This window comes from Nonomuraea polychroma (genome assembly GCF_004011505.1).
Classification (GTDB): Bacteria; Actinomycetota; Actinomycetes; order Streptosporangiales; family Streptosporangiaceae; genus Nonomuraea; species Nonomuraea polychroma.
Window position 1 is genome coordinate 4054366 of sequence record NZ_SAUN01000001.1, and the last position, 23169, is coordinate 4077534.

The 23169-nt window shown below is 69.8% G+C and carries 25 protein-coding genes; 11 read left to right on the top strand and 14 right to left on the bottom strand.

The genetic code is table 11. The features are described 5' to 3' along the window. Positions 1-119 precede the first annotated feature (119 nt). From EDD27_RS18485 to EDD27_RS18495, 3 genes are read left to right on the top strand one after another with little or no spacing between them, the layout of a single operon-like run. On the top strand, positions 120-653 hold the full coding sequence (locus EDD27_RS18485) for a PadR family transcriptional regulator (protein WP_127933531.1): 534 nt from the start codon (positions 120-122) through the stop codon (positions 651-653). Further along, positions 650-1390 (top strand): ABC transporter ATP-binding protein, encoded by a 741-nt coding sequence (locus tag EDD27_RS18490; protein WP_127933532.1) that lies wholly within the window; start codon positions 650-652, stop codon positions 1388-1390. The genes EDD27_RS18485 and EDD27_RS18490 overlap by 4 nt, the downstream gene beginning before the upstream one ends. Positions 1391-1395: 5 nt before the next feature. Beyond that, positions 1396-3186: an ABC transporter permease gene (locus tag EDD27_RS18495; protein ID WP_127933533.1), complete on the top strand. Its 1791-nt coding sequence runs from the start codon at positions 1396-1398 to the stop codon at positions 3184-3186. A 174-nt stretch (positions 3187-3360) separates the two neighbouring features. On the opposite strand, the gene EDD27_RS18500 is transcribed toward EDD27_RS18495, so the two are convergent. Continuing rightward, positions 3361-4044 carry a class I SAM-dependent methyltransferase gene (locus tag EDD27_RS18500; protein WP_127933534.1) on the bottom strand — a complete coding sequence of 228 codons (684 nt, stop codon included), beginning with the start codon at positions 4042-4044 and terminating at the stop codon, positions 3361-3363. Continuing rightward, on the bottom strand, positions 4020-4346 hold the full coding sequence (locus EDD27_RS58720) for a transposase (RefSeq protein ID WP_421915438.1): 327 nt from the start codon (positions 4344-4346) through the stop codon (positions 4020-4022). The genes EDD27_RS18500 and EDD27_RS58720 overlap by 25 nt, the downstream gene beginning before the upstream one ends. A gap of 23 nt (positions 4347-4369) precedes the next feature. Between EDD27_RS58720 and EDD27_RS18510 the strand changes: the two genes are divergently transcribed. Continuing rightward, positions 4370-5629 carry an RNA-guided endonuclease InsQ/TnpB family protein gene (locus EDD27_RS18510; RefSeq protein ID WP_241564109.1) on the top strand — a complete coding sequence of 420 codons (1260 nt, stop codon included), beginning with the start codon at positions 4370-4372 and terminating at the stop codon, positions 5627-5629. A gap of 169 nt (positions 5630-5798) precedes the next feature. Here the strand turns inward: EDD27_RS18510 and EDD27_RS18515 are convergent, their stop codons facing one another. Then, the gene (locus tag EDD27_RS18515; RefSeq protein ID WP_127933535.1) at positions 5799-6836 is read right to left on the bottom strand and encodes a GTP-binding protein; all 1038 of its coding nucleotides are present in this window, start codon (positions 6834-6836) and stop codon (positions 5799-5801) included. A 552-nt stretch (positions 6837-7388) separates the two neighbouring features. On the opposite strand from EDD27_RS18515, the gene rox reads away from it, so the two are divergent. Both rox and EDD27_RS18525 read left to right on the top strand, forming a co-directional pair. Continuing rightward, positions 7389-8822, top strand: coding sequence for a rifampin monooxygenase (rox, locus tag EDD27_RS18520; protein ID WP_127933536.1), 1434 nt, complete (start codon positions 7389-7391; stop codon positions 8820-8822). 175 nt (positions 8823-8997) lie between these two features. Next, positions 8998-9474: a Tn3 family transposase gene (locus EDD27_RS18525; protein ID WP_206642159.1), complete on the top strand. Its 477-nt coding sequence runs from the start codon at positions 8998-9000 to the stop codon at positions 9472-9474. A 68-nt stretch (positions 9475-9542) separates the two neighbouring features. On the opposite strand, the gene EDD27_RS18530 is transcribed toward EDD27_RS18525, so the two are convergent. Both EDD27_RS18530 and EDD27_RS18535 read right to left on the bottom strand, forming a co-directional pair. Then, a complete protein-coding gene (locus EDD27_RS18530) occupies positions 9543-9833 on the bottom strand; it encodes a hypothetical protein (RefSeq protein WP_206641496.1) in 291 nt (96 codons plus the stop codon). Positions 9834-9837: 4 nt separating this feature from the next. Beyond that, positions 9838-11022 (bottom strand): MFS transporter, encoded by a 1185-nt coding sequence (locus tag EDD27_RS18535; protein WP_206641497.1) that lies wholly within the window; start codon positions 11020-11022, stop codon positions 9838-9840. Positions 11023-11151: 129 nt separating this feature from the next. Here EDD27_RS18535 and EDD27_RS18540 point away from each other — a divergent pair, with 129 nt between their 5' ends. Continuing rightward, positions 11152-11502 (top strand): ArsR/SmtB family transcription factor, encoded by a 351-nt coding sequence (locus EDD27_RS18540; RefSeq protein ID WP_127933538.1) that lies wholly within the window; start codon positions 11152-11154, stop codon positions 11500-11502. A gap of 79 nt (positions 11503-11581) precedes the next feature. Here the strand turns inward: EDD27_RS18540 and EDD27_RS18545 are convergent, their stop codons facing one another. The 6 genes from EDD27_RS18545 to EDD27_RS18570 all read right to left on the bottom strand — a co-directional run bounded on the left by EDD27_RS18545 (position 11582) and on the right by EDD27_RS18570 (position 16718). Beyond that, the gene (locus EDD27_RS18545; RefSeq protein WP_206641498.1) at positions 11582-11926 is read right to left on the bottom strand and encodes a zinc finger domain-containing protein; all 345 of its coding nucleotides are present in this window, start codon (positions 11924-11926) and stop codon (positions 11582-11584) included. A gap of 12 nt (positions 11927-11938) precedes the next feature. Continuing rightward, the gene (locus EDD27_RS18550; protein ID WP_127933539.1) at positions 11939-12586 is read right to left on the bottom strand and encodes a hypothetical protein; all 648 of its coding nucleotides are present in this window, start codon (positions 12584-12586) and stop codon (positions 11939-11941) included. A gap of 321 nt (positions 12587-12907) precedes the next feature. Further along, complete coding sequence (locus tag EDD27_RS18555; RefSeq protein WP_127940779.1) at positions 12908-13852, bottom strand: ABC transporter substrate-binding protein; 945 nt, start codon at positions 13850-13852, stop codon at positions 12908-12910. A 53-nt stretch (positions 13853-13905) separates the two neighbouring features. Beyond that, complete coding sequence (locus EDD27_RS18560) at positions 13906-14700, bottom strand: ABC transporter ATP-binding protein (protein ID WP_127940780.1); 795 nt, start codon at positions 14698-14700, stop codon at positions 13906-13908. Between the two features lie 2 nt (positions 14701-14702). Beyond that, a complete protein-coding gene (locus EDD27_RS18565; protein ID WP_127933540.1) occupies positions 14703-15725 on the bottom strand; it encodes a FecCD family ABC transporter permease in 1023 nt (340 codons plus the stop codon). A gap of 393 nt (positions 15726-16118) precedes the next feature. Beyond that, positions 16119-16718, bottom strand: a complete 600-nt coding sequence (locus EDD27_RS18570; RefSeq protein WP_206642160.1) for a helix-turn-helix domain-containing protein — start codon at positions 16716-16718, stop codon at positions 16119-16121. Between the two features lie 130 nt (positions 16719-16848). On the opposite strand from EDD27_RS18570, the gene EDD27_RS18575 reads away from it, so the two are divergent. The 3 genes from EDD27_RS18575 to EDD27_RS18585 are packed head-to-tail and all read left to right on the top strand — an operon-like array spanning position 16849 to position 19436. Further along, a complete protein-coding gene (locus tag EDD27_RS18575; protein ID WP_241564110.1) occupies positions 16849-17817 on the top strand; it encodes an NAD(P)/FAD-dependent oxidoreductase in 969 nt (322 codons plus the stop codon). A gap of 60 nt (positions 17818-17877) precedes the next feature. Then, positions 17878-18237: a thioredoxin family protein gene (locus EDD27_RS18580; RefSeq protein WP_127933542.1), complete on the top strand. Its 360-nt coding sequence runs from the start codon at positions 17878-17880 to the stop codon at positions 18235-18237. Then, positions 18234-19436 (top strand): MFS transporter, encoded by a 1203-nt coding sequence (locus EDD27_RS18585; protein WP_127933543.1) that lies wholly within the window; start codon positions 18234-18236, stop codon positions 19434-19436. Before EDD27_RS18580 ends, EDD27_RS18585 begins: the two co-directional genes overlap by 4 nt. A 117-nt stretch (positions 19437-19553) precedes the next feature. Here the strand turns inward: EDD27_RS18585 and EDD27_RS18590 are convergent, their stop codons facing one another. Beyond that, on the bottom strand, positions 19554-19943 hold the full coding sequence (locus tag EDD27_RS18590) for a hypothetical protein (RefSeq protein ID WP_241564111.1): 390 nt from the start codon (positions 19941-19943) through the stop codon (positions 19554-19556). Positions 19944-19949: 6 nt separating this feature from the next. Between EDD27_RS18590 and EDD27_RS18595 the strand changes: the two genes are divergently transcribed. Beyond that, a complete protein-coding gene (locus EDD27_RS18595) occupies positions 19950-20384 on the top strand; it encodes an SRPBCC family protein (protein WP_127933544.1) in 435 nt (144 codons plus the stop codon). Positions 20385-20786: 402 nt separating this feature from the next. Here EDD27_RS18595 and EDD27_RS18600 read toward each other — a convergent pair whose 3' ends face one another. Both EDD27_RS18600 and EDD27_RS18605 read right to left on the bottom strand, forming a co-directional pair. Continuing rightward, entirely contained in the window at positions 20787-21920 is a 1134-nt protein-coding gene (locus EDD27_RS18600) for a winged helix DNA-binding domain-containing protein (RefSeq protein WP_127933545.1), read from the bottom strand. Between the two features lie 77 nt (positions 21921-21997). Next, positions 21998-23128 (bottom strand): epoxide hydrolase family protein, encoded by a 1131-nt coding sequence (locus EDD27_RS18605; protein WP_127933546.1) that lies wholly within the window; start codon positions 23126-23128, stop codon positions 21998-22000. Positions 23129-23169: the final 41 nt, after the last annotated feature.

The window sequence follows — 23169 nt, forward strand, 5'->3', positions numbered from 1 at the left end:
GCACAGCATCAACAGATGTGACACCAAACCCGGTTCGCCGTTCCGTTCCTACTGGCAGGCCGCATTTTGACACCTCGCATGGTTAACCGCTATCTATTGGCTAACCGTTAGGGGGTGGAGTGCAGGACGCAGTGCTGGCGATGCTCGCCAAAGAGCCGTCGCATGGGTACGACCTTCGCGCCCGGCTGCGGCAGAGTCTTGGCCCGCTGGGCGAGTCGATGAACCACGGTCAGATCTATGTGACCTTGGCCCGGCTGGAAAGAGCGGGGCTCGTGGTCTGCGAGCGGGCGGTCGGCCTTCCCGAGCGGCCGGAGCGCAAGGTCTACGCGCTGACGCCGGCCGGGCAGCAGCGGGTGGCCGCCTGGCTGGCCGAGGTGGGCTGGCCGAAACCGGACCTGGCGGAGTTCCATCTCAAGCTCGCCGCGGCCGCCGCGGCCCGGCTGGCCGACCCGGTGGAGCTGGTGGCGGCGCAGCGCCGTGAGTTGCTGCGCCGCTTGCGTGACGTGCAGCAGGCGGCGCTGGCCGAGCCGGCGGGGTCGGCCGCCGGCCTGCTGCTGGAAGGGGTCGTCCTGCGACTGCAGGCGGACCTGCGCTGGCTGGCGGCGTGCGTGCGAGTCTGGTCCAAGGGCGATGACAGAGCTGAGGGTGGATGAACGTGTTGAGTGGCGTGGTGCAGGCCCGAGTCCTGGTGAAGGATCATGGCCAGGGACAGAGCCGGGTCCGCGCGGTTGACGCCGTCGACCTCGAGGTGCCGCAGGGGCAGATCCTGGCGGTGATGGGGCCCAGCGGCTGCGGGAAATCTACCCTGCTGCACCTGCTGGGTGGCCTGGAGCGGCCCACCGGTGGGCAGGTGTGGCTGGCCGGTCGGCGCATCGACACCCTGAGCGAGCGGGCCTTGGCGCGGCTGCGGCGCCGGTCGGTGGGGTTTGTCTTCCAGGCCTTCCATCTGGTGGAGGAGCTGTCGGCGGCCGAGAACGTGGAGCTGCCCGTGCTGCTGGCCGGGCGCTCGCGGCGCGAGGCCAGGCGGCGCGCGAGCCTGCTGCTGGAACGGGTCGGGCTCGCCGACCGTGCCCGGCATCTGCCGTCGCAACTGTCCGGTGGACAGCGTCAGCGGGTCGCCATCGCCCGCGCGCTGGCCAACGACCCGCTGGTCGTCCTGGCCGACGAGCCGACCGGCAACCTCGACACCGCGGCAACACTCGACGTGCTCAGAATCTTCGAGGACCTGCGTTCCGCGGGGCAGACCCTCGTGATCGTCACGCACGACGAAAGGGTCGCGGCCACCGCCGACCGGCTGATCTCGATGCGCGACGGGATGTTCGTCGACGACACCCGGCTGGCCGGCTCCCACACGCGCGGGCTCGGCGGGCTGATCGGGCTGGAGGGCTGAACGTCATGGGCTCCATCGTGCTCGTCGTGCGCCTGGTGCTGGCTGACGTGCGGCGGCACAAGAACCAGGCCGCGATGCTCCTGCTCGCGGTGACCGTGGCCACCGCCACGATGGCGCTGGGACTGTCCCTGCGCGACGTGAGCGACGCGCTGTACGAGCAGACCCGCGCGGCCACCGCCGGGCCGGACGTGGTGGCACTCTCCGGCGACACGGGCCCCGCCGTGACCTCGGCCCTGGCCTCGCTGGCGGACGCTCCCGAAGTAGTCGCCCACCATGGCCCCTATCGCATCGTCTACGCCGGCCTCACCACGCGCGATTCCACGTCGTCCCCAGTGGTCGTGCACGGCTTCGCCGAGACGCCCGGCGCGGTCAACCGGCCGCTGGTGACCTCGGGTCAGTGGGTACGCTCCGGCGGCACGGTCCTCGAACGCGGCTTCGCCACCGCGCTGGGCGTCGGCGTCGGCGACCACGTCACCATCGCCGGCCGGCCGTACCCCGTCGTCGGGATCGCCGTCACCGCGGCCACCTCCATCTACCCCTGGGCGGCGCAGATCGGCCCGGGCGGCGGCCCCAGCGACTACAGCGGCCTGGCGTGGATGACCCGATCAGATGCCCGGACACTGGCGTCGTCCCACGATCTCCCGGTGACCTTGGCCCTGGACCTCAAGCTGCGCGATCCCGCCGCGACCGAGGCCTTTCTCGACGCTCACAGCGACCCCACCATCAGGATCACCTTCCACTCCTGGCAGTTCAAAGCCGAACAGGACATGGTCATCCTCAGGAACAGCCAGCCGATCCTGGTCGTCGGCAGCTGGCTGCTCAGCTTCCTGGCCATCACCGGAGTGGCGGCGCTGGCCGCGGGACGCGCCGTCGAGCAGACGCGCCGGGCCGGGCTGCTCAAGGCCGTCGGCGCCACCCCGGGTCTGATCGCCGCCGTCCTGCTCACCGAGTACCTGGCGCTGGCGCTCGTCGGCGACGCGCTGGGGATGATGATCGCCCGCCTGACCGTGCCCGCCATCGCCAGCCCCACCGCCAGCCGGATCGGCGACGCCGCCGAGCTGACCGGCGCCACCGTTGCCGCGGCGACCGTCCTCGCCGTGGCGGTGGCGGTGCTGTCCACGCTGCGTCCCACGCTGCGGGCCATGCGTACGGCGACCGTCACGGCGCTGTCCGCCACCGCGCACCAGCCCCGTCACCGACCCTTGCTCACCGCGCTGTCCGCGCTGCTGCCCACGCCGCTGCTGCTCGGGCTGCGGCTGACCGCCCGCCGGCCGGGCCGCGCCGTGCTGCAGGCGTGCTCCACCGCCACCACGGTGATCGCGATCGTCGCCCTGCTGACCCTCTACGCCCAGCCGGAGAGGGGCTACGGCCTGGATGGCTCCTCCGCCCTGCCCAACCTGCGGGGCGAGCACGACCGCCAGCTGATGCTCGCCGTCACCATCCTGCTGATCGCACTCGCCGTCGTGAACACCATCACGTTCACCTGGACCACTGCCATAGAGGCCCGGGCGAACATGGCCATCGCCCGTACGCTCGGCGCCACCCCCGGACAGATCGCCGCGGGACTGTCCACCGCCCAGCTCCTGCCCAGCCTGCCCGGCGCCATCATCGGCCTCCCTCTGGGCATCGGCCTGCTCTCGCTCTTCGCCGCCAGGAATGCGGCGGAACCCCCCTCCTCCTGGCTGCTCGGCACCGCACTCGCGACTCTCGCGGCGACGGCGGCACTCACCGCCCTGCCCGCACGCCTGGCGGCGCGCCGACCCGTGGCACAGACCCTCAGCGCCGAAACAGCGTGACCGGTCCCGCTCAGCAGGAGCCGGCGGCAGCGGCGCTCAGCGGACCGAGGCCCGCACAACCCCGCAGAGACCTCATCCGCCTCACCAGCGTTCGCCGACGGGCGCCCGGCCCACCGGCGTCTGGATGAATCGATGTGATCGACGGAAACGCTCCCCGAAGTGAGACCTTCCGGGCTAGGACGCGCGGGGCTTGTGGGCGAGGAAGAAGGCTTGTCGGCCTGAGCGGGGCCTTTCGCTCTCATCGGGCTCGCGGATCAGCTGAGCGTCCAGGACCAGCCCGGCTGTGCTCACCAGTTCGGCGATGTGCTCGGGGGGCATCCAGTAGACATCGAGCGACAGCTCGTGGCCGTAGCCTTTGTCCAGGTGGCGACGCTCATTGCCGACCTTGAACGCAATCAGCAGATGGCCGCCGGGGGCCAGCACCCGATGAATTTCGGCGAACACGGTCGGCAACAGCTCCGGCGGTGTGTGGACGGTCGAGTACCAGGCGACGACGCCACCGACAGCCTCGTCCGCCAGGTCCAAAGCGGTCATCGATCCCACTTCGAAGCGCAGATCCGGATGGCTTCGGCGCGCGACGGCGACCATCTGCGGAGACAGGTCGATGCCGAAGGCGTTCACCCCGAGAGACTGCAGGTGGGCGGTGATGCGGCCCGGGCCGCAGCCGAGGTCGGCGACTTCCCCGGCATCGGGGGTCTGCACGAGTTCGGCGAACGCCGCCAGCATGGCCCGATCGAACGGTTTGGTGTCCAGTTCGTCGCGGAGGAGCTCGGCGTAGTCGGCAGCGACGGTGTCGTAGGCCACTCGGGTGGCATGCAGGTAGGTCGATTCGGTCACGGCAAAGAACGATAGCCACATCGATGACCTCCTTGGTGGCCGCGGTGTAGCGGACGCGGTGGCCCTTCATCGCGGCTTCGGCCAGCTTGGACAGGGCCACCGTGGGTGGGAAGTTGACCAGCGGGTGGACGTGGTTGTCTTCGCCGTTGAACTGGCGCAGCTCGGTTTTCGAAGTCGGCGCACACGGATCTCGTGATCTCTTGCAGCCGGGTCAGGTGTTCGCCGGTGAAAGGCCGATGCCGGAACTTCGTCACGAAAACCACATGTGTGTGCAGCACGAAAACGCCATGTCTGCCGGTCCTGATATCGCCGTACTCGGCCATGACCCGAACCGTAGGATGATCGTGTGCAGTTGCGGTACGCCTTCCGCATTGACCCGACCCCCGGCCAGCGCATCGCGCTCGCGCGGGCGTTCGGGTGCGCCCGGGTGGTGTTCAACGACGCGGTCGCACTGCGTAACCACGCCCGCCAGCAGGGCTTGCCGTTCATCACCGACGCGGAACTGTCCTGTCTGGTGATCACCCAGGCGAAGCAGACACCGGAACGCTGCTGGCTGGGCGAGGTGTCGGCGGTGGTGCTCCAGCAGGCGCCGGCCGACGCGTGCGTGGCGTTCCGGAACTTCTTCGCCTCCCTGGCCGGGACCCGCAAGGGGCCCAAGCTGGGGCCGCCGCGTTTGCGGTCCCGCAAGGACAACCGGCAGGCGATCCGCTTCACGCGCAACGCCCGTTTCGCCATCACCGCGGTCGGCAAGTTGCGGCTGCCGAAGATCGGCGATGTGGCGGTGCGCTGGTCACGGCGCTTGCCGTCCGAGCCCTCTTCCGTCACCGTGGTCAAGGATGCCGCCGGGAGGTATTTCGCCTCGTTCGTGGTCGAAGCCGCGGAAGCCCCCTTGCCTGCGACGGAGGCCGAGACCGGGATCGACCTCGGCCTGACGCATTTCGCGGTGCTGTCGGGCGGACGGAAGATCGACAGCCCGCGGTTCCTGCGCCGAGCGGAGAAGAATCTCAAGCGGGCACACAAAGCCCTGTCACGTAAGGAGAGAGGCAGCAAGAATCGGGCCAAGGCCCGGGTGAGGGTCGCCGGCCGGCATGCCAAGGTCGCCGACGCGCGCCGCGAGTTCCACCACCAGTTGTCCACGAAGCTGATCCGCGAAAACCCAGCGATCTATGTGGAGGATCTGGCGGTCAAGGGACTGGCACGCACCGGGCTGGCCAAGAGTGTGCACGATTCGGGCTGGGCGTCGTTCATCGGCATGGTGGAGTACAAGGCGAAGCTGTACGGCCGGACGTTCGTGAAGATCGGCAGGTTCTTCCCCTCCTCCAAGCTCTGTTCGGCCTGCGGGGCGCTGGCCGAACAGATGCCGCTGGCCGTACGCCGGTGGACCTGCCCGTGTGGGGTCACCCACGACCGGGATGTCAACGCCGAGATCAACATCCGGGCCGAAGGGCGCCGGATCGTCGCCGCTGGACGGAAACCCGTGCCTGAGATGGGCGGGAAGCGGAGACGGAAAACGCCTGCGGAGACCGGTAAGACCCCTGCGCCCGCTCCTCGGGGCGAGCGCGAAGGCACGGTCGATGAAACAGGAAGCCACAGAAGTGCCGCGTGACACCACGCAGCACAGGCTGAATCCCCGGCGTTCACGCCGGGGCGCGCGTCAAAGCATCGTCTGGCGCAAGCCGCAGGACTGAGCTGGGCCGGCCGGCCGGCTCCATCACTCCGGAGCCGGTGCCAGCGAGGCCGCGGCACCCGGCCGCCTGCCGAGGGATCTCCCCCGGTCAGCGCGACACGACGGCCTCCGTGCCGTACGCGCGGGCGAACGGGTCGTCGTAGGCGCGCCAGGCCGCCGAACCCGCCAGCGCCTCCGGCGGTGTGAGCAGGCAGGCGTCCAGCAGGGCGTGAATGCGGTCGCGATCCAGGTCAGGGCCGGTGAAGACGAGGTGCTGGACGCGGTCGCCGATGATCGGATTCCAGTCGAGGGCTGCGCCCGCGCGGCGGGCCGGGTCGAGCGCGTCCCAGGCGGCCTCGGGCAACACCGCCATCCACAGGCCGGCGTCACGTACCGTCACCTGGCCCGCGACGGCGTCCCACGCCAGCATCCGCTCGTGCCGGCTGGCCAGCCAGAAACGGCCCCGGCCGCGTACCGTGCAGGCGGCCAGCTCCCCGGCGGCGGCGTACAGGCGCGCCGGGTGCAGGGGGCGCAGCCGCCGCCACACGACCGTGGTGACCGCGCCGGTCTGGGCGTCGCAGGGCAGCAAGGCGGTGCCGGGATCGACCCGGGCGGCCAGCTCCCGCGGGCACAGCGCCGGCCCGGTCAGGCGGGGAAGGCCGTCACGCAGGTGATGGACAGGGGTGCAGGGGGCCAGGTGGGCGAGCACCGCCGCCGCCAGCTCCACGTCCTCGGCATCGCCGCCCGCCAGCGCGAGGCAGGTGGCGTACTCGATCTGCCGTGCCAGCACCTCGGCCACGTGAGGCCCGAGCCCTTGCCCGGCTTGCACCGGGTCGAGGCGGTCGCCCCGGATGATGTCGATGGGCATGTGCCGGGCGTCCAGCGCGGCGAGCACGCCGGTCAGCCGCAGCCCGCCCCCGATGACCGCCTCGGCGACCACCCGCGGCTCGCCGGCGTCCCCCACCTCCACCACCAGCAGCGCCGCCGCCGGAGCCAGGCGCCGCAGCCCGGCCACCAGCTCATCGAGGCCGGCCCGCGGCTCGTGGCGGATCACCACCGCTCCGGGGTGGTCGGCCAGCAGCCGGTCGACGACGGCCGCGCGGGCGGTCCCATGCAGGCCGGCGACCAGGACGACAGGAACGGACACGGGCTTCCCCTTCCCAATGTCAGAATGAAAACCATTGTCGCCATCTTGGCATAGGGAGGAGTGGATTGGCCGTCGGGGAGGCTGCGCTGCCGGAGTCGATGGACACTGCTGTGGGGATGTTGAGCATCGTTCGATTCAGCACACCGGTTCGACCCGCCGGGCCGATCATGGGGCGACCGAGTCGGCGCCTCGGGGGCGAAGGGCCTCGGTGGACGGGCTGCGGTTCGTCGTCCCCAAGCGGACCATCAACGCCGGGGCCCAAAAGGCAAAGGCAAGGAGATTGCTCACTCCTTGCCACTCTCAACGTATAGCGGACCGGGGGGCTTGCGGCAAGACCCGGGTCGTGCTGCAGAATCGTCGGCCGAGGCCAGAACCTGGGGAATTCAGGGATCGCGACGTACGTGCGCTGTCGGATCCATGGGTCTCGGGAGACGTCGAACCGCCGCTGTGGCTGGCGGTGCGGTAGCGGGGACTCCGCACGGAGGTGGGGGTGTGTGAGCCGCCGGACTGAGCGGAGCAGGTGGCCCAAAGTCACTCGTTGAATGGGGTTCCATGATTGACGTGATCATTGCCGGCGGCGGACCGACCGGCATGATGCTGGCCGGCGAGTTGCGGCTGCACGGCGTGCACGCGCTCGTGCTGGAGAAGGACGCGGAGCCGAGCAGGATCGTCCGCGGGCTCGGCCTGCACGCGCGCAGCATCGAGGTGATGGACCAGCGGGGTCTGCTGGACCGGTTCCTCGCGCTCGGCCAGCAGTACCCGGTCGGTGGTTTCTTCGCCGGCATCAGCAAGCCGGCGCCGGACCGGCTGGACACCGCGCATCCGTACGTCCTCGCCATCCCGCAGACCACCACCGAGCGGCTGCTGACCGAGCATGCCGCCGAGCTCGGCGCCGAGATCCGGCGCGGCTGTGAACTGGTCGGGCTGAGCCAGGACGAGGACGGGGTGAGCGCCGAGCTGGCCGACGGCACGCAGTTGCGCTCGCGCTACCTCGTCGGCTGCGACGGCGGCCGCAGCACGGTGCGCAAGCTGGTCGGCGTCGGCTTCCCCGGTGAGTCCGCCCGGGTCGAGTGGCTGCTGGGCGAGGTGGAGGTGGCCGTGCTGCCGGAGGAGTTGGCGGCCGTGGTGGCCGAACTCCGCAAGACCCATAAAGGGTTCGGCGCCGGGCCCCTCGGGGACGGGGCGTACCGCGTTGTCGTGCCCGCCGAGGGGGTGGCCGAGGACCGCACGGTCCCGCCGACCCTGGACGAGCTGAAGCAGCAGATTCGGGTGATCGCCGGCACCGACTTCGGCGTGCACTCACCGCGCTGGCTCTCCCGCTTCGGCGACGCCACCCGGCTGGCCGAGCGCTACCGGGTCGGCCGGGTGCTCCTGGCCGGCGACGCGGCGCACATCCACCCGCCGATGGGCGGGCAGGGGCTCAACCTCGGCATCCAGGACGCGTTCAACCTCGGCTGGAAACTGGCCGCCGCGGTCGGCGGCTGGGCACCGGAGGGGCTGCTGGACAGCTACCACACCGAACGGCACCCGGTGGCCGCCGACGTGCTGAACAACACCCGCGCGCAGGCCGAGCTGATGTCCCTCGATCCGGGGCCGCAGGCGGTGCGCCGGCTGGTGTCGGAACTGATGGACTTCGAGGACGTGAAGCGGTACCTGATCGAGAAGATCACTGCGATCGGGGTCCGCTACGACTTCGGTGAGGGGCATGACCTGCTCGGCCGGCGGCTGCGGGACGTCAGGCTGAAGCGAGGGCGCCTCTACGAGCTGATGCACGGCGGCCGCGGACTGCTGCTCGACCAGACCGGCCGGCTTTCGGTGGAGGGCTGGGCGGATCGGGTCGACCATGTCGTCGACGGCAGCGAGGAGCTGGACGTCCCCGCGGCGCTGCTGCGGCCGGACGGCCATGTGGCGTGGATCGGTGACGACCAGCGGGATCTGCTCAGCCGGCTGCCCCAGTGGTTCGGCGCTGCCGTCAGCTCCGGATGAGACAGGCCAGAACAGCCGATCCCCGCCGCGCGCTCGGCCTTGCCCGCTCTCCAGCGTGTCCTCGCCCCAGTCGCCCTGGTCGGGATCATGATGCCGGCGGATGCCGGTGAGGCCGAGGTCGGCCCGGCTGAAGGAGTAGGCGCCGGTGTGGTCCTGCGGCTGAAGAACGACTCTCATCGAGACCCACTGGACGGACCTGCTCCGTACCGCGATCTCGATCCGGGAGAACCGGCTGTCCTCAGTGACTCTGCTGCGCCGCCTGGGCAACCACTCTCGCAAGAACCGGCTCTTCCGAGCCTTTCGCGAGCTCGGCCGCGCGGTCAGGACGATCACGCTCTTGCGGTATTCGTCGGATCCAGACCTTCGCGAGCAGATCACCCAGGTCACCAACCGCAACGAGTCCTTCCACAACTTCGCCGGCTGGCTGATGTCCGCCGGCAAGCTCATCGGCCACAACGACCCCGACTACCAAGAGGAGATCATCAAGTTCAACGAGCTGCTGGCCGACTGCGTCATTTACTCGACCGCCCAGGACATCACGGACGCGGCCAACGCCATCGCCGCCGACGGCCACCCCGTCGACCTCGATGACCTGGCCACCATCTCGCCCTACATCACCCACGTCTGTGACTTGGATCGCATGATGACGTGATTTTGGGATCGCTATTCGTCATGGTCGAACCGGGCGGACTGACCGGCGGGCGCCGTGAACGCGGCTGATCACGGGGACGTGCCCAGGGCACCGAACTCGGCGCGGGCGGCCTCGACGGCCTCGGAGTATGCCTGGCGTTTGTCGTGTTCGGCGAGGGCGCGGTAGATGCTGGCCAGGCTGGGGTTGTGGCCCTTGCGCTTGCCGGTGGGGATGATCAGATTGGGCTGGATCGACTCCACGGACTCACCGGCGGCGCGGCGGCGGAGCACGGTGTGCAGCATGTCGTCGGTGATGACGGGTGGGCGGCCGCCGTGCCTGCCGTTGCGGGCGGCGTGTTCAGGGTTGGGGCGCGAACCCACGGCGTTACGCCTCGGCCTTCTCTGCGGGGGAGGGAGTCGGCTGGGGTGCTGCGGGCGCACGGTGGCGTGCGGTTGTCAGGTGGTAGAGCAGCGCCAGGGTCGTGACACCGGCGGCCGGCAGCCCCAGCGCGGCCGGCACGATGGCAAACCATTCTTGGGCCAGTCCGCCCAGTCCGCCGCCGAGGGCAATCCCGACGTAGATGGCCGAGGAGTTGAGGCCGAGCAGAATCGGTGCCGCGGCCGGGCTGAGGGCGATGAGCCGGTGCTGTTGGGGCACGACGATGACACCCAGAGTCGCGCCCCAGATCGCGGCCCATGCCAGGGTGGACACGAGCGTGGCGGTCGCCACCGAAGTGAGGGCAAGGGCGACGGCGGCGATGGTGAGGGGCCCGGTCAACACGTGCGCGGGGTCGTGCCGGTCGACCAGCCGTCCAGCGATCATGTTTCCGGCCAGGACGCCGATTCCCCAGGCCAGCAGTATGACGGCGAGCAGCGATTCGGAGCCGCCGGTCGCATCCTGCAGGGCCGGGCCGATGTAGGTGTAGAGGGTGTAGGCGCCGAGGAAGACCAGCGTGGTGACGGCCAGTAGCGCGAGGACCCGGCCCTGCTCGAGCGGGCGCAGCCGGTCGCCCAGTGAGGCGGCGGGGAGCGTCACCTTGGGCAGGCCGGCGGCGATTCCGAGGGCCGCGGCGAGGCCGATCCCGGCGACGGCCCACAGGGTGATGTGCCAGTCGGTCCGGCCGATCAGCGTGCCGAGAGGAAGGCCCAACGCCGTCGCCAACGTGAGGCCGCCCATCACGAAGGCCAGGGCCCTGCCTCGGCGTTCCGGGGGTGCGATGGCCCCCGCAGTGCTGGAGGCGGCGGAGTTGATCATCCCGGCCCCGACCGCGGTGACGATGCGGGCGATCATCACCACCTCGTAGCTGGTGCCCAGGGCGGTGACAGCGTTGCCGACCACGAAGATACTCAACGCGATCAGCAGCGCGGTCCGCCTGTCCAGTCCACTGGTGAGCGCGCCCATGACGGGCGCCGAAAGGGCCATCACCAGGGCGAACACCGTCACCAGCTGCCCGGCGGCGGGCGTGGAGACCTGCAGGTCGGTGGCGATGGCCGGGAGCAAGCCCGCGATGACGTAGCTGTCGGTGCCGACAGCGAAGGTCGCCAGGGCCAGCGGAAGAAGTCGTTTCAACACCGGGTGGTGCCGCCTTTCCAGAGGAACCTGAGAAGTACAGAGGGGAACCCTAGGCAATATATGGATGCTTGTCCATATATCCATAGGTTGGTAGCGTGGCGGGTGTGCGGAACACAGGGGGCGGCGATGCGTGAGGTGTCACAGCCGGCGACCGAGGCCATCCGGCTGGTGGAGGTGCTGCGCGCTCTGGCCGATCCGGTGCGGCTGGACCTCGTCCTGCGGCTCGACCGGATGGGCGAGGACTTCTGCAACGCGATCGGCGCCGAAATCGACGTGCATCAGACGACGCTGTCGCACCACTACCGGGTGTTGCGCGAGGCCGGCGTGACGTGGACGAAGGTGCAGGGCCGATCCCGGCTGGTACGGCTGCGCCGAGAGGACCTCGACGCACTGTTCCCCGGCCTGCTCGACTCTGTACTGAGCGCACAGCGCCGAACACGCGATACCGCGACCACCAGCACTGTCGAGGCGTCGTAGGCGCGGGCTCCTGACCGCGGCCATGAAGAAGCGGTTCCAATCCGATTATTGTGAGGCGGTCACGCCGTGTGATGGCTGGTCAGTCGGCGTGGAGGCTGACCCCGGCCGCCTTGAGGGAGTCGAGCTGGGTATCCAGCGATTGGCGGAGTGTCGAGGCCCGGGCGTAGCCGATCTTGGCGTGCCCGGAGGTGGTGCCGGATGCGGCGAGGCGGGGCAGCTCGATCCAGGCCGAGCCTGGTTTGCGCAGCGCGGGCGTCGGCACGTTGAGCGCCCTGGCCAGGGAGGGCACCAGCCGGAAGCGCGCGGTGTGGTACTGGGCGGCCACCTTGCCCCGGCCGGTGCGGCACGGCGAGCCAGCCGGGGCGGCACAGGAGGACATCGGGCAGTCGGAGGCTTCCACGCGCTGGAAGTCGCCGTCGCTCACCCCCCGATCGTTTCATGGGAGTGTCCCGAGGCGGTTTCGTGTGCGCACTGGGGTCGCGTCGACCGAACCGACGTGCGCCTCCAACGTCGCCCGCGGGGTGCCGTCGCGGTTCCAGAGCCGCACCGGGCCGTCCATGCCCGCGGTGGCCAGCCATGTGCCGTCCGGGCTGATCGCGACGCTGGACGCCTCGTCCTCGTGCGCCGTCCACGTACGCCGCAACGACGGATGCGGCAGGTCGGGCGGCGTCCACATGCACTCCAGCCACGGCACCCCCAAGGCGTTGAGGAAGTCGCGCAGCTCCTCCCCCAGCCTCGGCAGGTGGTGCAGCCGGCCGGCGAGCGTGGCCAGCACGGAAAGGTCGGAGCAGGGCGGCTCGCCCAGCAGGTGCAGGCTCTGCGACAGGGTGCGGTGCAGTTGCTCCGCCTCCTCCGTGCCGGCTCTCTCCAGCTCCCGCTGGACCAGGGCCGGGCCATTCTCCAGGAGCTTCGCGGCCAGCCACGACGCCTGGCACACCAGCTCTCCGAGCCTGCGGCCGACCGCCTTGAGGTGGTCGGCGAAGTGCTCGAAGTAGTACGTCACGGCCTCGTCGGAGAAGGCGTCGCCCGGCGGGCCGATCTCCACCATGGCGCGGTTCGCGCGGCGGGCGAGGTCCGGCACCATGGCCGCCCGGAGGTGGGCGCGTACGGCGTCGGGGATCAGGACCGCGTCCCGATCAGGGGCGCGGGCGAGCAGGCCGCGCTCGCCCAGCTCGGTCAGCGCGTGCTCGGCCTCCGCGCGCGACAGGCCGGCCGTCTCCCACCACAGGGGCGGCCAGCAGGTCCAGCGGGGATGGGCCGGACGCCGCCGAACACCCCCAGTTCGAGCAGGCGCTCCCGGAGGGCGGGAACGAGCGCCCCCGGCAGGCCGCGATCAAGCACCTGGTGCACGGCTCGCGCCCGGGAGGACGGGGTCATGAGAGGTTGCTCTCGTGGCTTCAGCCGGTCATTTCCTGAGCTCGCGCAGATAGGCGGCGAAGCCTTCCAGGCCGTCGATGTTGCGTGGACTGCTGATGCCCTCGTTGTAGTCGAGGATGTGGAAGCGGTTGTTGACGACGGCGGGCAGCTTGCTGGTGGTGGGGAATTCCTTCAGGAACTTGATCTTTTCCCGGGCGGGCTTGTCGCCGTAGTCGAGGATGATGATGACCTCCGGCTTGGCTTGGACGACGGCCTCCCAGGTGACCTCGCTCCAGCGGGCGTCCAGGTCGCCGAAGATGTTCCTGCCGCCGGACAAGCGGACGATGTCGTTGGGCGGCACCTGGCTGCCGGCGGTGAAGGGTTTGTCGGTGCCAGAGTCGTAGAGGAAGACGGGGGTCGGATCTCCCTTGGGCGCCCGGGCCTGCACCGCCTCGACGCGCTTGCGGTAATCGGCGATCAGGGAACGGGCTCTGTCCTCGACCCCGAAGATCTTCCCGAGCCGTTCGAGGTCGGTGTAGAGGCCTTCGAAAGGGGGGACCCGTTCTGGGTAGCCGGGGTAGTTGAAGCACGATTCGGTGTGCATGAAGCTCTGGATCTTGAGGCCGTCAAGGATGGCCGGGGTGATGCCGCGCTGGTCGCTGAAGCCCGAGCGCCATCCGGCGAGCACGAAGTCGGCCTTGGCCTCGACGACCAGCTCGCGGTTGAGCAGGTCGTCGCTGAGGAACTTGACCTTGGCGTACTCGGCCGCCCAGGGCGATTCCTGGACCGGCGGATTGGCAGGCGGCATCACGTAGCCGTGGACGTGCTGGGTGAGCCCGAGGGCGAACATCTTGTCCGCGCTGCCGCCCTCGTAGACGACGGCTCGGCGTGGCGTGATGTATTCGACCTCCTGCCCGCACCTCTTGACCGTCACCTTTCGCACGGCGGCGGCGCCCTCCTCCACCTGCGCGCCGCAACCGGCGAGCAGCAGCATCCCCACCACGACAGAGGCGACCAGCGGGCGGGAGAAGGACGGAGAACGCGTGATCACGCAGGGGTTCCTTCCCTAGGGGTGGCCGAGCCCAGGTCGTAGAGGATCTGAGGGACTGCGGTGAGCGGATGCGGAACGATGCTTGCCTCGACGCCGAAGACATCGCGCAGGAGTGCTTCGGTGAGGACCTCCTGAGGCGGTCCGGAGGCCACAAGGCTCCCCTGGGACAGCACCGCCAGCCGGTCGCAGGCGGAGGCGGCGAGGTTGAGATCGTGCAGGGTGACCAGCACGCTCAACCCGGAGTCCTTGAGCATCGACAGCAGCCGGATCTGGTGGTGGAGATCGAGATGGTTGGTCGGCTCGTCCAGGACCAGCACCTGCGGCTCCTGGACGAGAGCCCGGGCCACCAGCACCCGCTGGCGTTCCCCGCCGGACAGCGACAGCACGCCACGGTGTGCCAGGTGCAGGACCTGCATCTGCGCCATGGCCTGGCGGCACAGCTCCAGCTCACGCGCGCTGAGCGCCTGATTGCCGCGCAAGTGCGGAGCGCGGCCCAGGGCGACGATCTCCTCGACCGTGAAGTCGAGATCTGCCCGCCCGTCCTGGGTGAGCGCGGCGATCACGCGTGCGCTGTCACGCAGGGGAATCCGCGTCAGCTCCTTGCCGTCGATCCAGACGGCGCCGCCCGTGGGCCGCAACGCCCGGTACACGCATCGCAAGGCCGTCGTCTTGCCCGAGCCGTTGGGACCGATCAGACCCACGACTTGACGGGGCTCGACAGCAAGTGCCAAGTCCTGGACGATCGTAGCGCCGTCGATGGAGAGCGAGATGTCATCCAGCAGCAGGCTCATCGTCATCGGCCTCCGAACAGGTAGCTGCGGCGTCGCAGCAGCGTGACGAACACCGGGACGCCCACCAGCGCGGTGATCACACCCAGCGGGAGCTCCCGCGGTGCCACCAGGGTCCTGGCCACAAGATCGGCCCATACCATGAAGATGGCGCCGACCAGCGGGGCGACCGTGAGCACGCGCACATGCGCCGCTCCCACCCACAGACGCACCAGATGCGGCATTACCAGCCCGACGAATCCGATCGCGCCGCTGACCGCCACCATCGCGCCCGTCGCGAGCGACGTCAGCACGAACAGGCCCCGGCGTAGCCTGACCGTGTCCACACCCAGGCTCACCGACGCCTCATCGCCCAGAGCGAGCACGTCCAAGCTCCGGCCGAGCCGGCGCAGCACCACGACGGTGACGGTCGTGACGGCCGCTACAACCGGCAGGGCTCCCCACGTCGCCGCGCCGAAGCCGCCCATCGACCAGAACAGCACCGTGCTGGTCGACTCTCCGTCCGGGACGAAGTACACGATCAGGCTCATCACCGCCTGGAAGCCGAACGCCATCGCCACCCCTGTGAGCACCAGCCGCAGTGGCATCAGACCTCCGGCACCGCGCGAGGCCAGATAGACCAGGGCGGAGACCAGCAGCGCCCCGAGAAAGGCGCCGGCCGAGACCGCATAGATCCCCATCACGGTGAGCGCGCCGGAGACACTGACCAGCACCGCCCCAGCCGATGCCCCCGACGACACGCCCAAGACGAACGGATCGGCCAGCGCATTGCGCACCATCGCCTGAATCGCCACACCGACCACGCTGAGCCCGGCCCCCACCAGCACCGCCAGGAGCACGCGCGGGGTACGGACCTGCCAGATGATCTGGTACGCGGTCACCTCCTCAGCTGTGATCGGCCCGCCGCTGACAGCCGCCCACAGAAAGCGAAGCGTCTCACCCGGAGGCACGGCCGCGGCGCCTGAACCGATCGCCAGCAGCACCGACACCGCAAGGACACCGACCAGCAAAGACACGATCAAAACCATGGGCAACGTCTTTGACGATCGCAAGCCTTCGGTCGCGGGGACAGCCGCTGGGGCATGCACGTCAGGGGCCGGAGGCCCTGACTCGGACAACGATCTCAAGGACTCCACTCCAGAAAACGAGAATCATTTCCGCGCGACCATATCACCACAAAAGCCCTGCACCACGGCAAACGCAACACGGCCGCTCGAACCTGTCCTGAGGGCTCCTGACACGATCACGCCTTGCGCCTGTTTCGCCTGAGAGCCCGCAGGATTAGCGGGTTCAGAGCAGTCACATGTCAGCGGCAGGCATGGGAGCCGGTCGCCTGTCCGCGTACCGGACGTACACTTCGACTGCCGCGAGCACGCGCCCGGCGCCACGACCGGGCCGGCTGACGGGCTGCCGGTCTCCGGTCAGGAGGCCGGGTCCTCGCGAGGGCGGGGCTTGGCGCGCACGTGTATGCGTTCGCCCTGGCGGCCGAACAGGTTGAGGACCTCCACCGGAGAGTCGCCGACAGGGCCGAACCAGTGCGGCAGGCGGGTGTCGAATTCGGCTGCCTCTCCCGGTCCCAAGGTCAGATCGTGGTCGGCCACGATGAGCCGCACGCGTCCGGACAGGACGTACATCCACTCGTAGCCTTCGTGCGTGCACGGCTGCGGCTGGTTCTGCTCGGCAGGGATGATCGACTTCCACGCCTGCAGGGGCCCCGGCTGGGTGGTCAAGGGAATCACGGTCCGCCCGTTGCGGACCAGGGGTTTGCAGCGGATGCGCGGGTCGCCGATCTCCGGTGCGCCGACCAGCTCGTCGAGCGGCACCTGGTGCGCCTGCGCGATCGGCAGGAGGAGATCCAGGCTGGGGCGGCGCTGGCCCGACTCCAGCCGCGAGAGCGTGCTCTTGGAAATGCCGGTGGCCTCGGCCAGTGCCGACAGGCTCACATCACGCCCGGTACGGATGCGTCTGAGCCGGGGGCCGATCTGCGCCAGCGTCTCGGCTATTGAGGATTGCTGCTCCATGGTTCCCATCCCGTCGTCAATGTTCGAAAGACTGCTCACCTCCACTGTTCCAGAAATGGCAACAGAAGTTGTCAGCCGGCACCCGGCAGGCGCACCATCGGGCCCGGAGGTGATCGTCATGATGAAGGCGATGAACAGGGATGACGCCGGCGCGCGGCACATGGCCGATGACCAGGGTCACGACGTTGTGGTAGTCGGTGCCGGAGCGGCCGGTCTGAACGCCGCCCTGCTCTTGGGGCGGGCGCGGCGCAAGGTGGTCGTGATCGATGCCGGCGAGCCGCGCAACGCCCCGGCCCAGCACATGCACGGCTTCCTGTCCCGCGACGGCCTGCCCCCTGCGACGCTGCTCGAACTCGGACGGGCCGAGATCGCCCGGTACGGCGTGCGGTTCCTCCGGCGCCGGGTGGAAGAGATCGATCACGGCTTCTCCGTGCGTCTCGAGGGCGGCGAGGTGATCGACGCCCGCCGCGTCCTGGTCACGACCGGCCTGCGCGACGAGTTGCCGGACCTCCCCGGGATACGCGAGCGGTGGGGCAAGGACGTGCTGCACTGTCCCTACTGCCATGGCTACGAGGTCCGCGACCAGCCCCTCGCCGTCCTCGGCACGCATCCCGGGGCGGTGCACCAGGCCCTGCTGCTGCGCCAGTGGAGCGACGACGTGATCTTCCTCCAGCACACGCTGAGCCTGACGGCGGAAGATCGGGAACGCCTTGAGGGCCGCGGTGTGCGCATCGTCGAGGGGGCGATCGGCCACATCGTCGTAGAGGGCGATCGGGTCCGTGGCATCGAGCTTGCCGACGGCCGTGCCGTCCCCCGCGCCGCCGTCTTCCTCTTCCCGCGTATGGTGCCGCGAGACGAGTTGCTGACCCGCCTGGGCTGCGCCAAGAACGACACCGGCTGGATCGTCGCCGACCGCACGGGCCGTACCGGCGTGCCGGGTGTCTGGGCCGCCGGCAACGTCATCGACCCACGCGCCCAGGTCGTCACCGCGGCGGGCATGGGGTCGGCCGCCGCCTTCGCCATCAACGCCGACCTGGTGGACGAGGACGTCCAGCACGCCATCGAGCAACGCCGCGCTACGGGTGCCGCGGACAGGTAGCCATCCGGAACCCGCACAAACGCCAGCACACCCTCTCATCCCCACCAAGGAGACTCACCCATGCCCGCGCATGCTCCGGGCTCGGTGGACAGTGTCACCGAGCAGACCTTCGCCGAACGCGTCCTGCAGGCGAAACGGCCCGTCCTGATCCAGTTCTGGGCCACATGGTGCCCTCCGTGCCGGATGGTCACCCCGATCGTCGAGAGCCTGGCCGCACAACGCTCCGGTGAGGTGGACGTCGTCAAGATCGACCTCGACGAGGAGCCCGAGCTGGCGGCCCGCCACGGCATCACCGCCGTTCCCGCCTTCGTCGTCTACGCCGGTGGCCGGTCCATCGGCTCCTGGACCGGCGCGGCCCCTCAGCACGTTCTGGACCACCAGCTGACCACGACCCTGCGGGACGGGCGTGAGAGCCGATGAGCGTCAACACCGCCCGGCAGCAGGAGCGGGCCACTCGCGGCAGACTGCCCCTGGCGGTCTACCTGCTGTCATTGAGCCTGTTCGCGATGGGAAGCGCGGAGTTCCTGCTCGCCGGCGTCCTTCCGGCCATCGCCGATGACCTGGAGATCACGCTGTCCTCCGCCGGAGCGCTGATCTCGGCGTTCGCCGTCGCCGTCGTCGTCGGCGGCCCGCCGCTGGCCATCGTGACCCTCCGCTGGCCACGGCGGACGACGCTGGTGATCACGCAGGCGATCTTCGCCGCCTGCGTGGTGATCGGCGTCCTCACGGACAGCTACGCGGTGCTCCTGGTCACTCGCTTCCTCAGCGGCCTCGCCTACGCCGGGTTCTGGGCGGTCGCCGCGGTCACCGCGATCAGCCTGGTCCCGCCCGAACGCGCCGCGCGCGCCTCCGGCGTCGTCGTCAGCGGCCTCAGCCTCGCGATGGTGGCTGGTGGCCCAGCCGGTACGCTGATCGGCTACTTCACCGGGTGGCGGGGCGGCTTCTGGGCCGTGGCCGGCCTCACCGTCGCGGGGGCGGTCCTGACGTTCGTGGCGCTGCCCGCCACGAGCGCGCGCGGCGAGACCAGCGTGAGAAGTGAGCTTCGCACCATGAGGCGACCCCAGCTGTGGGTCGTCTACGCCGCCACCCTCCTGAGCACGGCCGCCTACATGATCACGTTCAACTATCTCGCCGCGTTCCTGACCGACGTCACCCGAATCCCCGGGATCTGGATTCCCGCGATCCTGACCTTGTTCGGCGCCGGCGCCTTCATCGGCCTGTCCATCGGGGGCAGGATCGCCGACCGGCTGCCCACCCACGCGCTCCTGGCCGGCGCTCTCGGGATCCTGGCGAGCTCCGTCCTGCTCGGAGTCTTCGCCCGGCACGCGCTGGCCGTCGTCCCCCTGGTGTTGCTTCTGGGGATCGCTGGATTCGTGTTGAATCCGGCCATCTACGGGCGGGTGTTCGCCATCGCGGCCCACGCGCCCACCCTCGCCGGGGCCACCACCGTCTCCGCATTCCAGCTCGGCATCAGCCTCGTCCCCGGGCTGGCCGCCGTCGTGCTCGACGCCGACGCCGGGATCACCGCCATTCCGTGGCTCGGTGCGGGCCTGGCAGTGCTCACAACGGTGCCCATCCTGCTCGACCGGACTATGTCGCGTCACCGGCTGAGGGCCTGAGAGGGGCTTGTGGCTCTCACCAAGGTGAGAGCGCTGCGGTACGGCCGGCGCCGGTCGTACCGCAGTGTCGAACGACATGCCGGCTCATTCACTCGCTGCCGGTGTCAGGGACATGTTTCAGAAATCGGCGTAGCGGCCGTCGTGGCGCAGCGGCTCGTCGTGGCTGCCTTCCTCCACGATCCGGCCCTCGTCCACGAAGACGATGCGGTCGGCGCGTTGGACGGTCCGCATCCGTTGCGCCACCATCACCACCGTCCGGCCCGCCATCAGGCGCTCGATACCGTCGTGGACGGCCGCCTCGTTCGCCGGGTCCAGTGCGGAGGTCACCTCGTCCAGCCGCGCCGCGGTCGCTGCCGCCCGCACCTCGGCAACGCCTGCGCCGGGACGGCCGAGACGCACGTGCTCCTCGATCGTGCCGTCGAAGAGATAGACGCCGCCGCCCGGGGTAGTGGTGTCGATCCGTTCGTGCAGGGAGGCGAAGCCGATCTCGCGACCCACCCATATCATCGCTGAGTGATCGAGCTTCAGGAGGACGGGGAGATCGCCTGCCCGGCCGCGCGTGTGTGGGCGGTCGTCGCCGACTACGGCCAGGACCCACGCTGGCGCAAGGGCGTCGAGACGATGGCGCCGCGCCCTGAAGGCATCGTCCAAGTGGGCACCACCACCGCCGAGGTGATGCGGTTCGCGGGCCGGACCTACCGCAACGGCGGCGAGGTCATCCAGGTGGAGCCGGGGCGCTCGTTCGCCTGGCGCACCACCTCGGGGATCGACGCCGAGGGCGGCAGGCTCGTCGAGCCGCTCGGCGAGGACCGGTGCCGCTTCACCTTCCACGTGCGCGTCACCCCACGCGCGACCTCCGAGAGGTTGCTGGAGCCGGCGCTGAGGTGGTTGCTGCGGCGGTCTATCCGCGCCGACGTCCGCCGCTTGGCTTGCCTCTGCGTTTCTTGACCCCGCGCCCCCGTCGCTGGGCCGCCCATCAGCAAACGCATGATCATCAGATTCGGCGAACCTCGGTGGTCACCGCACTAGTGTCCTGCGCTTGAAATTCGTCAGCTAAGTCTAGAGCGGCCTCTATGGGGGTCCCGGTAGCAATGAAGAAATTTTCAACGAAGTAGCGTCTGACCTGCAATAACGCAGGAGCCTCCGACTGGCGTCTCGGTTTGATCACGGTGTTGGATCATGACGCCACGGACAGTTCGCGGCTCGGGTACCGGCCAGGGACTACGGCCGTTGCTTCGCATCGTCGGCTCCGGCGCCCAGCTCGGCGATGCTGGTGTCGTGGTCGCGGAGGACGCGGCGGAGCAAGCCATGGCAAGGGGGCGAGTTCCGAGGCAGCGAGGACTCCTCCGGCTACCGGCTGCTGGGATCACTATGGTCTCGGTGACCTGGGGCGGTGAAGCGGATCTCGTGTGACGCTTTGGCAGCGAGGAAGTCCAGCAGGCCGCCGCCCTCGACGGTCAACGCGTCGCGGTCGCGCGCGGACAGCGGTGCGAACGGGTGCACGGTCAGTGTCGCCGTGTCGTGTGCGGTGCCGAACGTCCAAGTCGCTGCCGTGAAGCCGTCGAGGAGCACCAGGCGAGGGACGGGGCCGTGCGGTTTGAAGTTCTGCCGGCGGAGGCCGTCTGTGATCACCCTGGAGCGGTCGTGGTGTGACAGCAGCAGGTTGTCGAAGTCGTACAGGAACCGGGCGGGCGCACTGACCTGCGGATCGGGCCGGGGCGCGTCGGGCAGGTCGAACAGTTCCGCGCCGTTCTCGTCGCGGAACGTGGCCAGGCGGGGCCGGAGCCGGTCGAGCACCTCCGCCAGCCGGGTCAGGCCGCACCAGGTCTGCACGTCGCGTACGGTCGCCGGGCCGAACGCGGCCAGGTAGCGCAGGACCATCTGGTCGATCGTGTGGTCGGCGCGCAGCGGCGCGCCTGCCCACGACTCGAGAGGCGCGTGGACGGTCCGGCCGCCGGCGCCCCACACCCCGCGTGGCGGGGTCTGTACGACCGGCAGGAGGTTGCGCACCGCGTAGGCCAGGCTCGCCGGGTTGCGGTCCGGCCACCGCTGAGCCAGCAGCCGACCGAGCTCGCCCGGCGTGCGGGGCCGCTCGTCGAGCAGCTCCCGGCCCGCGGCCACTACCTGGCCGGTGTCCAGCCCGCGCATCGCCCGGCCGTGCGTGTGGTTGGCGAACAGGTCGCGGTCCAGCACCGGCTGCACAAGCGGACGCAGCGCGAGCGCGTCGGCCGTGCCGACGAGGTGGATCGTCGAGCGCATGAGGGCGATCCGCACGGCCCGGCGCTGGGTGAGCAGCGCCGCGACATCCTCGGGCCGGCACGCGGCGAGCCGGCTCCACAGTCCCACGTACCAGGTGTGCGGGGTCTGCGCCTGCAGGCCCACCAGGTGATCAATGGCCTGCAGCGGGGTGAGGTCGGCGCGGCGCAGGAGCAGTTGCCGATCGAGGGTGGCGCGGTTGAGGGCTCGGCGGGTCAGGATCTGCATGACGGTACTCCTGGAAGTTCAATTCAGGGGTGCGCGCGGCAGGGTGCCCGCCGCGCGTACCACCCGGTCGGCACGGTTCAGCGCAGCTGGCGGAAGAAGCCGCGGATGTCGTCGACCAGCAGGCCGGGCACGTCGTGCGCGGCGAAGTGGCTGCCCGTGTCGTAGGCGTTCCAGGACAGGATGTTCTTGTGGTCGCGTTCGGCGAACGGGCGGATCGACTGGAAGTCCCAGGCGAAGTTCGCCAGCCCGAGCGGCACGGTGGTGGGTTCGGCCGGCTTGTCGGTGGCGTGGAAGTCCTCGTAGTACAGGCGCGCGGCCGACGCGGCGGTGTTGGTGAGCCAGTAGATCATGGTGTTGGTCAGCACATAGTCCGGGTCGAGGTTCGGGCCGAGCAGCTGCACGTTCCAGCCCAGCTGCCCCACCGGCGAGTCGGCCAGCGCATGGGCCAGCGTCTGCGGCGCGGTGGACTGCAGCTTGTCGTAGGCACCGCTGTTGTCCGTCCACCACTGCAGGAACTGGACCTTCTTCCGGTCCTCCTCCGACAGGCCGGCCAGCTCGGCCGGGTCGCCGGACGGGAACGAGAAGACCTGGGTGACGTGCACGCCGATCACGTGCCCGGGATCGCAACGGCCCACCTCCGGTGAGATCTCCGAGCCGCAATCGTTGCCATGCGCGCCGTACCGCTCGTACCCGAGGCGGCGCATCAGCTCGGCCCACGCCCTGGCGATCCGGTACCGGTTCCAGCCCCGCTCGGCGGTGGGACCGGAGAAGCCGAAACCGGGGATGGACGGGATTATCAGGTGGAAGGCGTCGGCCGGGTCGCCGTCATGGGCGCGCGGATCGCTCAGCGGGCCGATCACATCCAGGAACTCCACGACGGTGGTCGGCCAGCCGTGCGTGAGCAGCAGCGGCGTGGCGTCCGGCTCGGGCGAGCGCACGTGCAGGAAGTGCACGTTCTGCCCGTCGATGCCCGTGGTGAACTGCGGGTACGAGTTAAGCTTCGCCTCCCACGCGCGCCAGTCGTAGCCGTCGCGCCACCGCTGCACCAGACTCTGCACGTAGTGCAGCGGCACGCCGTAGTCGTTGCCGGCGCCGGGCAGTTCGTCGGTCCAGCGGACCCGGGCCAGGCGCTCGGCCAGGTCGTCCAGGTCGGCCTGCGGGATATCGATACGGAAATCACGGATCTCGGCCGTGTCGATCTCGGTCATGGCGTCGACCCTGCCGGACCATTAGGACGATACCGCTCCTA